This is a genomic window from Caulobacter sp. RHG1, from assembly GCF_013181195.1.
In the GTDB taxonomy this organism is placed as follows: domain Bacteria; phylum Pseudomonadota; class Alphaproteobacteria; order Caulobacterales; family Caulobacteraceae; genus Caulobacter.
Window position 1 is genome coordinate 321,345 of the sequence record NZ_SMZP01000003.1, and the last position, 13,871, is coordinate 335,215.

Genomic DNA, 13,871 nt, shown 5'->3' on the forward strand with positions numbered 1-13,871 from the left:
CGCTTTGCACGGCTGAAACAAGGAAAGGCCCGGCGTCACCGCCGGGCCTTTTTCTTGTCCCCTAAAGCCACGCTCGCGCCCCATCGCCGGCCTATCCCCGCTCCGCGCCGCAGCGCCTGGAGAGACGATGAGCCCGGCGATCGCCACTGGAACCTGGCGACGTCCTTCACGTCGGACGCTGCGGCGCAACCTCGCGGCCCTAAGCGCGGTCGTGACGGTCCATGCGCTGGTGCTGCTGGCCCTGATCGCCGGCGTCCGCCCTGCCCCGCAGCTGATCCAACCGCCGGTCATCGAGGCGCTGCTGCTGGATCCGCCCTCGCCATCGGTTCAGCCGCCGCCGCGTGCGCGGATCGCACCCGCTCCACCGGCGACCGTTGTCCCCCCGCCGCCGGTGTCGGCCCCGCCCGTCGCCAAGCCCTCGGCTCCGAGAGGCGTCGTCGCGCCTCCCGGCTTCACGGCCCGCAAGCTGGTCGAACAAAGCGACGAAACCCGCGAGGCCCTGCGCGACAGCCTCGGCTGCCGGGACCCGAAGACGGCCGGCCTCAATCGCGACCAGAAGAACACCTGCGCCGAGGCGGCTGGCGAACGCTCGCGCACCGCCCAGATGTACGCCGCCATCGACCCATCCAAGAAGGCGGCCTTCGACGGCGACTGCGCCAAGGACGACGAGTGGTGCCTCTACCGGATCGGCAAGGGCCCCTATCCCGGCATCTTCGCCCTGGGCCGCAAGAAGAAGCGTCCCGGCTGGGACGACTAGGACTTGGAAACGTCCATCCCCAGCGTCGGGCCAATGCCGTCCGGATGGTCGCCGAAATAGTTGCCGCCGCGATCGGTGGCCACCTTCTCCAGCCGGCGGCGGAAGTCGTCGTCCAGCTGCAGGGTCGGCCCATCCTCGGGATCGTCACCCTCGTCCAGCGGGATCGAGGCCGAAATCACCTGCCTGAGCCGCTCCCCAAACCGCGCATCGTCGGCGCTGCCGGGCTCGGGCGGCGTGTCGAGAAAAGTCATGACTTCCTCGAGGGCGGTGTCGTTGTCGACGGTCTTGGGCATGGCGTAACTCCTGTCGAGGTTCAACGGAGTGATGAGGACACGCGTTCCCAGACGCACAGCGCTTGAAGCATAGCCTTGCGAAAGAGAACATTTGAGGCACGAATAAGCGCAAGATCGCAGTCGAGGCGATGGCGCATGAGATTTCACTATAAACTTACGCCCGAGGAGCGAGAGCTGGTTACGGTCAAGCGCGTGCAAGTTGGCTGTGATTACCTGAAATCGATCTGTTTCGGTAGCGTAGCGGCATCGGTCATCACGCCGATCGCCAAGGATGGAAACTTTGGCGCGGGCGGCATCGCCACGCTAGCAGTTGCGGGGCTCATTCTAGGCGCCATGTTGGCAAAACCGCATTGGCTTAGGTAGCGCCATGTCGCTCGACACCCTCAACCTGACGCTTATCTTGAGCATGGCGTTTGGCGCCATCGTGGTTGGGTTTCTCATTTGGGACGCTCAACGCGCCCATGAAGCCAACATCGCCTTCCAGACTCTCAAAAGGAGGGAAGCAATGGAATCTTCTGGAGGGAAGCCCGATGAGGTCAATGGTCAGCACGACGCCTCAGCGGTCGCTGCGAGCAATGGCTCTTGGAGCGGCAAAGGGCGTCGCCCCCAGCGGACCTTTGGACCTCCCGCTAAGACGGATCATCCCAACAATGTCGATAAGGCTTCCTATTCACTGATCAATCTCGGCAAGGCCTCGGTCCTGACCAGAGCCCCCCCTGCCGAACCACGCCCCCCTAAGAAAGCCAGAGGCAGGCGAAAAAAATAGTTCAGGCAGCGTCGACTTCATCCGCCCTGCAGGAGCCCAAACTGCACCGCACAGGCATGCGTCCGCACACTGCAGAATCTCAATTTAAAAAGGAGAAGAAGTGGTGCCGCTTAGGTGACTCGAACACCTGACCCCATCATTACGAATGATGTGCTCTACCAGCTGAGCTAAAGCGGCCCACGTCGCTTCGGACCGTGGCCCGACCGCGAGGAGCGCCTACTTAGCGGGACGCGAGCCACTTGCCAAGCGCCGTCTTGCACCTGAATTGCGACGAGGTGCGGGACCGGCCGGCGGCGGGTCCGGAATCGGCGGCGGATCGAACATGCCGGGGTCGTCGGGGCCAAGGCTATCGGGAATCGGCATCAGGGCGCCGCCGGTCTCGGCCGCATGGATGAACGGCGTCGACTTGGCGTAGTCGGCATAGGCCGAGGGCAGCTGCGGCAGGTCGTTCATCGTCCGCTCACGGCGCTCGTGGCGCGGATGGATCAGCTGGCCGGTCTCGGCGTAGCTGACCGCCAGACGCGCCCAGTCCTCGCGCTGATAGGCGAAGGCGCGGCCTTCTGGATCGAGGTCGGACCAGTCGGGCTCCTGAGGGGCCTCCAGGCCGCGGGCGACCCAGGCGCGGGCTTCGTCGCCCTGGCCGTTGGCGGCGGCGACACGGGCCATCAGACCGGCGAACCGGGCGGTCGGAGCCTCCTCGTCCAGCAGGCGGGCGGCGGCGCGGGCGGCCACCGGATCGCCGCCGATCAGGGCGCTCTCGACGCGCAGGATGCGGCTCTCGCGCGCGTCCGGCTTCATCGCCGCCAGGGCCGCCAGGCGCTGGGCGCGGGCCTTGGGGGTCTCATTGGTCTTGAGGTCGCGATAGGCCAGCCACAGGGCCGGATGCGGCTGGGCCTTCCAGGCGGTCTCGATCAGCGCCCCGGCCTTGGCGGCCTTGCCGTCGTCGGCCAGCAGGCGCGCGGCCATCACCACGCCGGGGGCGAAGTCGGGCTTCAGCTTCACCGACTGGACGGCGAAGTCGAGCGCCTGGGCGCGGGCCTTGGGATCGGCCGGATCCTCGAGGTCGGCGGCCGAGGCGGCCAGCAGGGCGGCGCGGCTGCGCTCGGCCACGACCGGCGAGACGATCTTGCGGTCCAGGCCGCTCTTGACCAGATCGAGCGCACCGGCCCAGTCGCCGGCCTCCAGCCGGGCTTCCAGCAGCGCGCGCCACGCCCAGCGGGCGGTGCGGGTCAGGCCGTAGGCGGTCTCGGCGTGGCGCACGGCGGCCGCCTTGTCGCCCTCGGCCAGCTCGGCCTGCATCAGCCCGCGCAGGCCGGCCAGGCGCATTTCGGGGAAGCCCAGCATGGCGTTGTAGGCGCTCTTGGCCGCGACGGTGTCGCCCGCGGCTTCGGCGGCCTGGGCGGCCAGCACGCGAACGAGAGCCGGGGCGTCGTCAGCCAGCTCGGCCGACTTCTGGGCCAGGCGGCGAGCTTCCGAGCCGTCACCGGCGGCCACGGCCAGGAAGCCGCGCGACAGGGCCTCGAGGGCCTGTTTGCGCTTGGCCTCGGCCCGGGCCCGGGCGGCCCGGCGGGGGGCCTCGACGATCCAGATCACCCCGCGCCACAGCAGGGTGAACAGCAGGGCGGAAGCCAGGGTCAGCAGGGCCGCGGCGGCGGCGGTCATCTCGATGCGCCAGCCCATCCACTCCAGCCAGGCGCGGCCGGGTTCGCCGGTCAGGGCCAGGACCCCGACCGCGACGGCGGCGACCAGGAACAGGGCGAAGGCGACGCGGGTCATCAGGGGCCCGCCCGAGCGACGCGGGCGAGACCCGCCAGGGCCTCGGTGCGCACGGCGGCCACCTGGCGATCGATCTCGATGCGCCGGCTGGCGGCGGCGAACCACGGCCCCAGCACGTCGCGAGCCGCGTCGGGCAGCGGGTCCAGGGCGGCGACCGCGCCCTCGACGTCGCCTTCGTCCAGCAGGGCCTGAGCGCGGGCCAGCATGGCGTCGGGAGTCGAGCCCTGCGTGGAGCCGACATGGCGGATCGAGACGATGCTGGAAAGGGCGTAGCGGACGCGGGCGAACAGGTCCGCCTCGGCCCCGGGGTTGCGCGAAGCGCTGGCGGCGCGGCCGGCCAGATTTTCGAACTGCACGGTCAGGCCCGCCCGCGTCGGCGCGCCCATCCGCGCCAGGGGTTCGAGGGCGCGCAGATTGGGCGAGCCGGGCAGCACACGTTCCAGGCCGGCCAGCTCACCGCCGAACGGGCGCGAGCTTGCGGCGGCCTCGGCCAGGGACGAAGCGGCCAGGGCGGCGGCGGCGGCGTCCGCCACCCCACGCTGGCTGGATTCCAGGGCGGTGATTCGGCCGTCTAGCCGCTCGACGTCGGCGGCCGGCGCGGCCAGGGCCGTTTCACCGGTCTCGACCGGCAGGGCTGAGCCGGGCGCCAGGCGCTCTGCGATCGGGCGCGGGCTGGGTTGGGCCGAGACCTCGCCCGACTTGGCCTTGGTCGGGAATAGGGTGGGGCCGAAGCGGGCGACGCCGGCCCCAAGGATCGCGCACAGCACGCAGAGGACCAACCAGATCCACACGCTGGGTCCCATCACCCGCCGACGGGCATAGAGCGCCGGATCGCTGGGCGCGACGATTTCAGCGGGATCGGGAGCGGCGGTCATGGCCCATTCGTGCCTGAGGCCGTCGCGCCGCGCAATGTCGCGCTCAAGCTGTAAGCAGCTCCAGCATCGCGGATTCGTCTGGGCGCGGCGCGACGGCCACAGACCCCGGTTCGACCAGGCCGGCCAGCGGCGCGGCGACGGCCTTGGACAGGCACAGGCATCGCAGGTTCGGCGTGGGTCGAGAGGTCAGGATTCTCGCCAGCGCACGAGCTGCACGCGGGGAATGCAGCAGGACGGTCGTGGCCGCCGCCAGGGTCGTCTCGGACGGCCCGCGCTCGACCGTCTCATAGACGGCGACGCCGTGGGCCATCACCCCGCAGTCGCGCAGCAGGCCGACCAGATCGCCGGCCGGTTCCTTGGCCCCGGCCCACAGCACCGGACCGCCGGCCGCGCCCACGACCAGGCGGGCCAGATCCTCGACGTCGCCGTCGGCGCTGGAGACGCTGGGAAAGCCCACGCTCTCGGCCGCCCGGGCGGTGGCCCGGCCCACGGCGAAAACCGGCAAATGGCGCGCGTCGTGCAGCCGGGCGAAGGCGTCGACGCCGTTGGCGCTGGTGAAGGCCAGAGCCGCGACGTGGTCGAGATCGATCTCGACGTCCAGCGCCTCGACCGCCAGCAGCGGGTCGATGATGGGCGTGAACCCCAGAGCCCGAACGCGGTCGGCCGTAGCCTCGGCGCCGGGGCGGGCGCGGGTGATCCAGACCGGCGCGCCCTCTGCCATGTTCCTACTCCGGCAGGACGATGGCGTCGCCGCCAGCCTCGCGGACCTCGGCGCCCAGCTTCAGGCCCAGGGCCCGCGCCTCGGCGATGTCGTCGGCGCCAGAGAGCGCGACTTCCCCCTCCCGGCGGAAACGTTGAGCGCCGTCAGGCGTCAGGGCCTCGACGATGATCGACAGGTGCGCGCCCTCCAGCACGGCGCGAGCGCCGATGGCCGTGCGGCACGAACCTTCCAAGGCGTAGAGCGCGCCGCGCTCGGCGGCGACGGCGATGGTGGTCTCGCGGCAGCTGACGGCCTGCAGCCAGAGGGCGTGAGCGTCCTCCAGCCGGGTCTCGATGACAAGGGCGCCCTGGCCGGGGGCCGGCGGACAGGCCACGGGGTCCAGCCAGCTCTGAGTGATGTGGCCCAGGCCCAGGCGGTTCAGGCCGGACTGGGCCAGCAGGATGGCGTCGGCCTCGCCGCGCTCCAGCTTGGCCAGGCGGGTGTCGACATTGCCGCGCAGCATGACGATCTCGAGATCGGGCCGCACGTGCAGGGCCTGAGCCTGGCGACGCAAGCTGGCGGTGCCCAGGCGCGCGCCCATGGGAAGGTCTTCCAGCCGCTCGCAGATGTTGCTGATGAAGGCGTCGCGCGGGTCCTCGCGCTCGGGCGTGGCGGCCAGGATCAGGCCCGGCGGCAGCTCGGCCGGCATGTCCTTCAGCGAGTGGACGGCGCAGTCGATGCGGCCGTCCAGCAGGGCTTCCTCGATTTCCTTGGTGAACAGACCCTTGCCGCCGATCTCCATCAGGCGGCGGTCCTGGATGCGGTCGCCGGTGGTGACGATCGGGATCAGGGGCGCGAAGGCCTGGATCTCTTCCTGGGAAGCGCCTTGCGGCGCGCCGAGCGCGGCGGCGATGCGGGCCTGCATCAGGCCTGACTGCGCCAGGGAGAGCTTGGAGCCGCGCGCGCCGATGCGGATGGGAGGTTGCCGGGACACGGTCGGAACGTTACCTGCGGTGATGAAATTTCCTCTTCGCTGCTACAGGAGCAGTGGGAAGCCCGCAACCGAATGACATCCCCTAAGCAATCGGGCCTTAAGCCCCTGACGATCCTCGGCCTGGAGACGAGCTGCGACGAGACCGCAGCCTCGGTCGTGCGTCGCGATCAGGACGGGACGGTCACGGTGCTGTCCTCGGTGATCGGCGCCCAGTTCGACAAGCACGCGCCGTTCGGCGGCGTGGTGCCCGAGATCGCCGCCCGCGCCCACGTCGAGTCGATCGACGCCATCGCCGCCGAGGCCATTCGCGCCTCGGGCGTCGGGTTTGGCGAGCTGGACGGGGTGGCGGCCACGGCCGGCCCCGGCCTGGTCGGCGGGGTGATGGTCGGGCTGGCGTTCGGCAAGGCCGTATCTCTGGCCCGCGGCGTGCCCCTGGTCGCGGTCAATCACCTGGAAGGCCACGCGGTCTCGGCCCGGCTGGGCGCGGACATCGCCTATCCGTTCCTGCTGCTGCTGGTCTCCGGCGGTCACTGCCAGCTTTTGGAAGTCTCCGGCGTCGGGGCCTGCAAGCGGCTGGGCACCACGATCGACGATGCGGCCGGCGAGGCCTTCGACAAGATCGGCAAGAGCCTGGGCCTGCCCTATCCGGGCGGCCCGGCCCTGGAGAAGCTGGCCGTCGGCGGCGACGCCGAGCGCTACAAACTGCCGCGCGCCCTGCTGGGCCGCAAGGACTGTGACTTCTCGTTCTCGGGCCTGAAGACCGCCGCCGCGCGGATCGCCGAAACCCTGACGACCGACGACGAGCGCCGCGATCTGGCCGCCGGCGTCCAGGCCGCCATCGCCCGCCAGCTGTCCGAACGGGTCGATCGGGCGATGAAACTCTACAAGGATAGCCACGCGGCCGAGGACCTGCGCTTCGTCGTCGCCGGCGGCGTGGCCGCCAATGGCGCGGTGCGCGCGGCCCTGCTGGCCGACTGCGAGAAGAACAGCTTTTCCTTCGCCGCGCCGCCGCTGGCCTATTGCACCGACAACGCCGCCATGATCGCCCTGGCCGGCGCCGAGCGCCTGGCTCTGGGCATCTCCGACGACCTCGACGCCGTCGCCCGTCCGCGCTGGCCGCTGGACGAGGCCGCGGCGCTGGCCAATCCCGCCAACGCCTACGGACGCAAGGGAGCCAAGGCATGAGCTTCAAACATGTGGGCGTGATCGGCGCCGGGGCCTGGGGCACCGCCCTGGCCCAGGTCTGCGCCCGGGCCGGCCTTCAGGTCACCCTGCAGGCCCGCGAGCCCGAGGTGGTGGAAGCCGTCAACGCACGCCATGAGAACGCGGTGTTCCTGCCCGGCATCACGCTGGAGCCCGCGGTCAAGGCGGTCACCGATCTGGCCGGCCTCGCCGCGTGCGATCTCATTCTCGCCGTCGCCCCCGCCCAGCATCTGCGCGCGGCCCTGACGGCCTTTGCCCCGCACCATCAGGCCGGCGCGCCGATCGTGCTGTGCTCCAAGGGCGTCGAGCAGGGCTCGCTGAAACTGATGACCGACGTCGCGGCCGAGGCCCTGCCCGGTGCGCCGATCGCGGTGCTGTCGGGTCCCAGCTTCGCCGGCGAGGTGGCCCGCAACCTGCCCGCCGCCGTCACCCTGGCTTGCGAGGACGAGGCCCTGGGCAAGGCGATCGCCGAAGCCATCGCCATCCCGACCTTCCGCCCCTACACGGCCAACGACCTGATCGGGGCCGAGGCTGGCGGGGCGGTCAAGAACGTGTTGGCCATCGCCTGCGGCATCGTCGAGGGCAAGGGCCTGGGCCGTAACGCCCACGCCACGGTCATCACCCGCGGCTTCGCCGAACTGACCCGCTTGGCCGTGGCCCTGGGCGCGCGGCCCGAGACCGTCGCCGGCCTGTGCGGCCTCGGTGACCTGGTGCTCACCTGTTCCAGCCCGCAGTCGCGCAACATGAGCGTCGGCCTGGCGCTGGGCCAGGGCCTGACCCTGGAACAGGCCCTGGCCGGCAAGGTCTCGGTGGCTGAAGGCGTCGCCTCTGCCCCCGCCGTCCGCGCCCTGGCCCGCAAGGTCGGCGTCGAGGCGCCGATCAGCGAAGCGGTCGCCGCCATCCTGGCCGGCGAGGTCGAGGTCGACGCCGCCATCGCCGGGCTGCTCTCCCGCCCCCTCAAATCCGAAGCCTAGTAAGGACCGCCGCATGGCCCTCTTCGTCGTCTACTGCAAGGACAAGCCCGGCGCGCTCGAGACGCGCGTGGCCACCCGCCCGACCCATCTCGACTATCTGAACGGTTCGACCGCCGTGAAGGCCGCCGGCCCGCTGCTGGACGACGCCGGTTCGCCGATCGGCTCGCTGCTGATCATCGAGGCCGATGACAAGGCCGCCGTGCAGACCCTGGTCGACAACGATCCCTACACCGCCGCGGGCCTCTTCGAGAGCGTCGCGATCGACGGCTGGCGCGTCGGCGTCGGCTCGATCAACGGCTGATTTGCGCACCGATCCGGACAACCCCGCCCGCCCCGCGCCGGGCACGGTGCTCTGCGCGCTGGACGAGATCCCCTCGCCCGGCTCGAAGGGCTTCCGCTGGCGCCAGGGCGACGCGATGTTCGCCGGCTTCGTCGTGCGCAAGGACGACCTGGTGGTCGGCTATCTGGACAGCTGCCCGCACGCCGGCTGGCCGCTGGCGGGGTTCGCCGGCCGCTACCTGACCCGCGAGAACGACCTGATCCTGTGCGCCGGCCACGCGGCCCTGTTCAAGATCGAGGATGGGGCCTGCGTCGCGGGCCCCTGCCCCGGCGACAAGCTTTTTGCCTGGCCGGTAGCCGTTCGCGACGGGCAGATCGTGGTCGCCTGACGTTCGAAGCTAAGCCTTCCAGTCTCCAGACTTGCCGCCGGTCTTTTCCAGCAGGCGCACGGCTTCGATGACCATGCCCTTCTCGGCGGCCTTCAGCATGTCGTAGATCGTCAGGCAGGCCACGGACACGGCGGTCAGAGCCTCCATCTCGACGCCGGTCGGGCCGGTGGTCTTGACCCGGGCGGTGACGCTCAGCCCGCCCTCGCCCGGCTCGACCTCGACCACCACCTTCGACAGCGCCAGCGGATGGCACAGCGGGATCAGATTTGAAGTTTGCTTGGCCGCCATGACGCCAGCCAGCTCGGCCACCGCGCGGACATCGCCCTTGCGGCCTTCGCCCGACACCGCAAGAGCCAGGGTCTCGGCGCTCATCCGCACGAAGCCCGTCGCCACCGCCTCGCGCGCCGTCGAAGGCTTCTCCGAAACGTCGACCATGCGAGCCCGGCCCTGGTCGTCGATGTGGGTCAGCCTGCTCATTGCTCCAGGAGCCTCGGCATCAGTTCGACCATGTTGCAGGGCTTGTGGCGGCTATCCAGCTGGGCGGCGATGACCTTGTCCCAGCCGTCCTTCACCGCGCCGTTGCTGCCCGGCAGGCAGAAGACGAACACGCCGTCGATGATCCCGGCCGTGGCCCGCGACTGCAGAGTCGAGAGGCCGACCGTGGCGTAGGACACCAGGTGGAAGATCACCGAGAAGCCGTCGATGGTCTTGTCGAACAGCGGCTCCAGCGCCTGCACCGTCACGTCGCGGCCGGTCAGGCCGGTGCCGCCGGTGGTGACGATGGCGTCGACCACGCCGTCGGCGATCCAGGTGCGGACAGTCTGGCGGATCAGCTCGATGTCATCGCGGACCACCGCCCGGCCGGCGAACGCATGGCCGGCGTCGCGGACGCGGTCGATCAGGATCTGGCCCGACGTGTCGGTGCTCTCGTCGCGCGTGTCGGAGATGGTCAGGACGGCGATGCGCACCGGCCTGAACGGCAGCTCCGGCTTGATCCCGCCGCCCGGCTTCAGGCCTTCCGACATGTCGTGCTCCTCAGTCCCAGCGTTCCGCGTCGGTCCTATCGCGGTCCGTCGGCTCGATCCAGCGGGCGCCGTCCGGGCAATGCTCCTTCTTCCAGAAGGGCGCGCGGCTCTTCAGATAGTCCATCAGGAAGTCGCAGGCCTCGAAGGCCTCGCGGCGGTGGCCGGCCGCCGTGGCGACGAAGACGACAGCCTCGCCCGGCGCGATCCGGCCGATGCGGTGAACGATGCGGACGTCGTGGAGCTTGAACCGTTCGATCGCGGCCTGGGCGACCTCGCCGATCGCCGCATCGGTGAAGCCCGGATAGGCCTCCAGCTCCAGCGCCGCCGCCGCGCCGGCTTCCGCCCGCGCCAGGCCGACGAAGGTGGCGACTGCGCCGGTCTCCTGGCGATCCGCGCAGAAGGCGGTGACCAGGGCGCCGGGTTCGAACGGCTGGTCAGTGAGGGTAACGATCATCCGCCGCTCATCGGTGGCAGGAAGGCGACCTCGGTTCCGGCGGCCAGGATGGCCTCGCCGCGCACCAACGCCTTGTCGACGGCGACCTGAACGCCGGGGCCGGCCAGAGCCTCGCCCAACACCGCGTCATCGGCCGCCAGCGCGCTCCGTAGGGTCGCAAGGTCGCCGGCGTCGATGCTGCGCTCGCGCCAGCCGGCCTGGTCGGCCAGACGTCCGAACAGCAGCACCCGCGCCATCTAGCCTCCAGTCGTCGACATGTGGCGGGCCACGGCCGGACGGGCGGCGGCGATCTGGAAGTCGTGACCCTTGGGCTTGGAGCCGATCGCCGCGAAGATCGCCTGGCGCAGCTCGGCGTCGGTCGCGCCGGCCCGCAGAACGGCTCGCAGGTCGCTGGCGTCATCCCGGCCCAGGCAGGTGTGCAGGGTGCCGGTGCAGGTCAGCCGCACCCGGTTGCACGTGTCGCAGAAATGGTTGCTGAGCGGCGTGATGAAGCCCAGCCGCCCGCCGGTCTCGGCCACGCGCGTGTAGCGAGCCGGACCACCCGTCGCATGGTGAATGTCGTCCAGGGTCCAGAAGGATGACAGCTCGCGGCGCACGTCCTTCAGCGACAGATATTGGTCCGTGCGGTCCTGCTCGACCTCGCCCAAGGGCATGGTCTCGATCAGGGTCATGTCGCAGCCGCGGGCATGGGCCCAGGCGATCAGGTCCGGCAGCTCGGCGGCGTTGTCGTCCTTCAGGGCGACGGCGTTGATCTTGATGGCGATGCCTGCGGCCAAGGCGGCGTCGACGCCCGCGATCACCTGCGCCAGATTGCCGCCGCGGGTCAGCTTGCGGAAGAGATCGGGCTTCAGCGTATCGAGCGAGACATTGACCCGCCGAACGCCGTATCGCGCCAGGTCGGCGGCATGCTGCGCCAGCTGCGTGCCGTTGGTGGTCAGGGTCAACTCGTCCAACGCGCCGCTTCGCAAGTGCCGCGACAGGCTGGCGACCAGCTGCATGAAGCCCTTGCGCACCAGCGGCTCGCCGCCGGTCAGGCGCAACTTGCGCACGCCCAACCCCACGAAGGTCGAGGCCAGACGGTCCAGCTCCTCGAGCGTCAGCACATCCGCCTTCGGCAGGAAGGTCATGTGCTCGGCCATGCAATAGACGCAGCGCAGGTCGCAACGATCGGTCACCGAAACCCGCAGATAGGTGACGGCGCGGCCGAACCCGTCGATGAGGCGAGGCTCTGTACGGACCGCTTGCGCGGGGATGTCGTCATAGGGCGTCATATCCAGGATCAAGAATAGGCGCTGAGGCCCATGACGCAAAGCGATACCGGAGCATTGGACGCCATCGTGCTCGCCGCAGGCCGCGGCGCCCGCTTCGGCGGCGATAAGCTGCTGGCCAGGCTCAATGGTCGCCCCCTGATCGTCGGCGCGCTGCGCACGGCCCTGGCGGCCCGGGTGCGCCGGGTGTTCGTGGCGGTCGGCGAGGATCCTGCCCTCCGTGCGGCGATCACGGCGGAATCCGAGCGCCTGATCCTCGTCCCGGTGGCCGACGCCGCCGAGGGCATGGGCGCCTCGCTGAGGACAACGGCGGCGCGGGTTCCGGACGACGCCGGCGGCGTCTTCGTGTTCCTGGGCGACATGCCGGCCATCGCGCCGGCGACGGTGGAAACCCTTGCGGCGGCCCTGGCCGGACCCGAGCACATCGTCGCGCCCAGCTTCGAAGGCCGGCGCGGCCATCCCGTGCTGTTCGGCGCTGCCTGGCTGCCGGCGTTGCGCGCCCTGTCCGGCGACGAGGGCGCCCGCGCCATTCTGCAGACGGCGCAGCGCCTGACGCTGGTTCCGGTCCAGGACCCTGGCGTGCTGCTGGACGTCGATCGACCCGAGGACCTGCTGCGCCTCTAGTGCAGCGGCGCGGCCTTGGCGACGAGCGTGCGCCGGACCTGGTCGACCAGCCTCAGAGCCGCGTCGGTGTCGTCATGTTCCTGCAGCGCCATCAGTCGGGCGATCAGCGCCGTCAGGATGCGCTTCTGGTCCTCGCCGACCTTGGCGAAGCTGTTGCGGAACTCGGCGACCTCCTGCTCGTCGGCCAGCTCGACCTCATGACCAAGCTTCTTCATTGGCCCGCCCCCGGGCCTTTTGCCGCCCTCGGAGCGTCACCCAGATGGCGACGACCAGCACCACCATCTGGCACAGCACGATGACGTTGTTGGCGGCCAGGAAGCCGTAGCGATGGACGTCCGGATCCAGCAGGGCGACGACCCGGGCCAGCACCAGCAGCAGCATCAGCGCCGCCAGCACCGCCGACCACAGCCGCCGCCAGCGCAGCGACACCCAGATGACCAGCAGGGTGACATTGGTGTCGATCACCGCCACCGGCATGTCCCAGTCGCCTCGGCTGAGGTTGGAGACGGCGGGCGTCAGCATCCAGCCGATGATGAACGCGGCCGCCGACCAGCGCAGCGGAGGATCGCCTTTCCAGATCGCCGTCCCACAGATCGCCAGAGCGACCAGATAAAGGACGTAGGGCATCAGCAGGGGCACGGTTCGATCCCGAAACGAGCGGGCGCCAGGATCGCTGGCCAGATGAGACGCATGATCTGTTCATGCCGCAAGGTTCCTGTCACGCGGTCATGCGACCGCGCGTCGTGGGTTCGAGACGCTTACAAGGGTTGAGCTAGACGCGCTGTTGCAGCGTCAGCATCAGGCTCCGCAGGGCGAAGGCCGTGATCGCCAGCAGCACCGCGGAGGCCGCGGCGATGGCGAGCACCAGGCCCAGCCACTGGAGGGGATTCAGCTCATGGCGCCAATCCCGCCTCCCAGCGGCCTGTCGTCGGTCAGAAAGGCCGTCGCCGCCAGCACCCGCAACAAGGTCTTGGACGGCGGCTCGCCAGCGGCCTGGGCCTTGCGCAAGGCCGACACCGCCTCGGGCACCAGGGCTCCACGCTCCGGCGTCCCCGCCAGCAGGGTCAAGCCCTCCTCCAGCGCGCCCCAGCTGGCCATGAAGAAAGCCGATCCGGTCTGGGGCGAGCCCGTCGGTGGAGGCGTCGTCAAGGTCTCGCTCATGGCCGGCTCCGATCTCGCTCCCAGCAAGCGGCGCCTCAGTGAACGGTACCAGATCGTCTGGTCGCCTACGGTAGTCATTACCGGGGTCGCCGCCCTCCCAGGCGACAAAGGCCAGGGCCGCGTCGCGACGGCTCAGGCCGGCCAGACGCCGCCGAGCGCTGAGCACGTGCATCTCGACCGTTTTCGGCGACAGACCAAGCGCTCTGGCAATCTCCTTCGACTGCAGATGCGCTGCGATCAACCGCAGAATCTCGCGTTCTCTCGGCGTCAGCTTCTCGAAAGCCGTAGTGCGATCGACCATGGCGCGAGCATGCTTGGCCACGCGCGCCACGT

General features: G+C 70.2%; 20 protein-coding genes, 1 tRNA gene and 1 pseudogene. 7 read left to right on the forward strand and 15 right to left on the reverse strand.

Annotated elements, in window-relative coordinates:
• The first annotated feature begins 127 nt into the window (after positions 1-127).
• Positions 128-757, forward strand: coding sequence for a hypothetical protein (locus E1H18_RS09190; protein WP_172266572.1), 630 nt, complete (start codon positions 128-130; stop codon positions 755-757).
• Here E1H18_RS09190 and E1H18_RS09195 read toward each other — a convergent pair.
• A complete protein-coding gene (locus E1H18_RS09195; protein WP_172266575.1) occupies positions 754-1,050 on the reverse strand; it encodes a hypothetical protein in 297 nt (98 codons plus the stop codon). The genes E1H18_RS09190 and E1H18_RS09195 overlap by 4 nt on opposite strands.
• Before the next feature lie 367 nt (positions 1,051-1,417).
• On the opposite strand from E1H18_RS09195, the gene E1H18_RS09205 reads away from it, so the two are divergent.
• On the forward strand, positions 1,418-1,816 hold the full coding sequence (locus E1H18_RS09205; RefSeq protein WP_172266581.1) for a hypothetical protein: 399 nt from the start codon (positions 1,418-1,420) through the stop codon (positions 1,814-1,816).
• A gap of 101 nt (positions 1,817-1,917) precedes the next feature.
• Here the strand turns inward: E1H18_RS09205 and E1H18_RS09210 are convergent.
• From E1H18_RS09210 to hemC, 5 genes are all read right to left on the reverse strand, one after another.
• A tRNA-Thr gene (locus E1H18_RS09210) sits at positions 1,918-1,993 on the reverse strand.
• A gap of 39 nt (positions 1,994-2,032) precedes the next feature.
• Complete coding sequence (locus tag E1H18_RS09215) at positions 2,033-3,592, reverse strand: heme biosynthesis protein HemY (protein ID WP_172266584.1); 1,560 nt, start codon at positions 3,590-3,592, stop codon at positions 2,033-2,035.
• Positions 3,592-4,467, reverse strand: coding sequence for a COG4223 family protein (locus E1H18_RS09220; RefSeq protein WP_172266587.1), 876 nt, complete (start codon positions 4,465-4,467; stop codon positions 3,592-3,594). The genes E1H18_RS09215 and E1H18_RS09220 overlap by 1 nt, the downstream gene beginning before the upstream one ends.
• A 43-nt stretch (positions 4,468-4,510) precedes the next feature.
• Positions 4,511-5,188 (reverse strand): uroporphyrinogen-III synthase, encoded by a 678-nt coding sequence (locus tag E1H18_RS09225; RefSeq protein WP_172266590.1) that lies wholly within the window; start codon positions 5,186-5,188, stop codon positions 4,511-4,513.
• A gap of 4 nt (positions 5,189-5,192) precedes the next feature.
• Positions 5,193-6,161, reverse strand: coding sequence for a hydroxymethylbilane synthase (gene hemC / locus E1H18_RS09230; protein WP_172266593.1), 969 nt, complete (start codon positions 6,159-6,161; stop codon positions 5,193-5,195).
• A 72-nt stretch (positions 6,162-6,233) separates the two neighbouring features.
• Here hemC and tsaD point away from each other — a divergent pair, with 72 nt between their 5' ends.
• Genes tsaD through E1H18_RS09250 form a run of 4 tightly spaced genes read left to right on the forward strand, consistent with a single transcriptional unit; the run spans position 6,234 to position 9,006 of the window.
• Complete coding sequence (tsaD, locus tag E1H18_RS09235) at positions 6,234-7,346, forward strand: tRNA (adenosine(37)-N6)-threonylcarbamoyltransferase complex transferase subunit TsaD (RefSeq protein WP_172266596.1); 1,113 nt, start codon at positions 6,234-6,236, stop codon at positions 7,344-7,346.
• Complete coding sequence (locus tag E1H18_RS09240) at positions 7,343-8,338, forward strand: NAD(P)H-dependent glycerol-3-phosphate dehydrogenase (protein ID WP_172266599.1); 996 nt, start codon at positions 7,343-7,345, stop codon at positions 8,336-8,338. The genes tsaD and E1H18_RS09240 overlap by 4 nt, the downstream gene beginning before the upstream one ends.
• A gap of 13 nt (positions 8,339-8,351) precedes the next feature.
• Entirely contained in the window at positions 8,352-8,639 is a 288-nt protein-coding gene (locus E1H18_RS09245; RefSeq protein WP_172266602.1) for a YciI family protein, read from the forward strand.
• 1 nt (position 8,640) lies between these two features.
• Complete coding sequence (locus E1H18_RS09250) at positions 8,641-9,006, forward strand: Rieske (2Fe-2S) protein (protein WP_172266605.1); 366 nt, start codon at positions 8,641-8,643, stop codon at positions 9,004-9,006.
• A gap of 9 nt (positions 9,007-9,015) precedes the next feature.
• On the opposite strand, the gene moaC is transcribed toward E1H18_RS09250, so the two are convergent.
• From moaC to moaA, 5 genes are read right to left on the reverse strand one after another with little or no spacing between them, the layout of a single operon-like run.
• Positions 9,016-9,483, reverse strand: a complete 468-nt coding sequence (gene moaC, locus E1H18_RS09255) for a cyclic pyranopterin monophosphate synthase MoaC (protein ID WP_172266608.1) — start codon at positions 9,481-9,483, stop codon at positions 9,016-9,018.
• Positions 9,480-10,031 carry a molybdenum cofactor biosynthesis protein B gene (gene moaB / locus E1H18_RS09260; protein WP_172266611.1) on the reverse strand — a complete coding sequence of 184 codons (552 nt, stop codon included), beginning with the start codon at positions 10,029-10,031 and terminating at the stop codon, positions 9,480-9,482. Before moaB ends, moaC begins: the two co-directional genes overlap by 4 nt.
• 10 nt (positions 10,032-10,041) lie before the next feature.
• Positions 10,042-10,485 (reverse strand): molybdenum cofactor biosynthesis protein MoaE, encoded by a 444-nt coding sequence (locus tag E1H18_RS09265; protein WP_172266614.1) that lies wholly within the window; start codon positions 10,483-10,485, stop codon positions 10,042-10,044.
• Positions 10,482-10,721, reverse strand: a complete 240-nt coding sequence (locus tag E1H18_RS09270; protein ID WP_172266617.1) for a MoaD/ThiS family protein — start codon at positions 10,719-10,721, stop codon at positions 10,482-10,484. Before E1H18_RS09270 ends, E1H18_RS09265 begins: the two co-directional genes overlap by 4 nt.
• Complete coding sequence (gene moaA / locus E1H18_RS09275; RefSeq protein WP_172267646.1) at positions 10,722-11,756, reverse strand: GTP 3',8-cyclase MoaA; 1,035 nt, start codon at positions 11,754-11,756, stop codon at positions 10,722-10,724.
• A 30-nt stretch (positions 11,757-11,786) separates the two neighbouring features.
• Here moaA and E1H18_RS09280 point away from each other — a divergent pair, with 30 nt between their 5' ends.
• The gene (locus tag E1H18_RS09280) at positions 11,787-12,377 is read left to right on the forward strand and encodes an NTP transferase domain-containing protein (RefSeq protein ID WP_172266620.1); all 591 of its coding nucleotides are present in this window, start codon (positions 11,787-11,789) and stop codon (positions 12,375-12,377) included.
• Here the strand turns inward: E1H18_RS09280 and E1H18_RS09285 are convergent.
• The 4 genes and pseudogenes from E1H18_RS09285 to E1H18_RS27285 all read right to left on the reverse strand — a co-directional run.
• Complete coding sequence (locus tag E1H18_RS09285) at positions 12,374-12,592, reverse strand: hypothetical protein (protein ID WP_172266622.1); 219 nt, start codon at positions 12,590-12,592, stop codon at positions 12,374-12,376. The two genes, E1H18_RS09280 and E1H18_RS09285, sit on opposite strands and share 4 nt — an antisense overlap.
• Complete coding sequence (locus E1H18_RS09290) at positions 12,573-13,016, reverse strand: hypothetical protein (protein WP_172266625.1); 444 nt, start codon at positions 13,014-13,016, stop codon at positions 12,573-12,575. Before E1H18_RS09290 ends, E1H18_RS09285 begins: the two co-directional genes overlap by 20 nt.
• Before the next feature lie 249 nt (positions 13,017-13,265).
• Positions 13,266-13,538: a hypothetical protein gene (locus E1H18_RS09295; RefSeq protein ID WP_172266628.1), complete on the reverse strand. Its 273-nt coding sequence runs from the start codon at positions 13,536-13,538 to the stop codon at positions 13,266-13,268.
• Between the two features lie 127 nt (positions 13,539-13,665).
• A pseudogene (locus E1H18_RS27285) lies at positions 13,666-13,839 on the reverse strand (LuxR C-terminal-related transcriptional regulator); the annotation flags it as partial.
• Positions 13,840-13,871 lie beyond the last annotated feature (32 nt).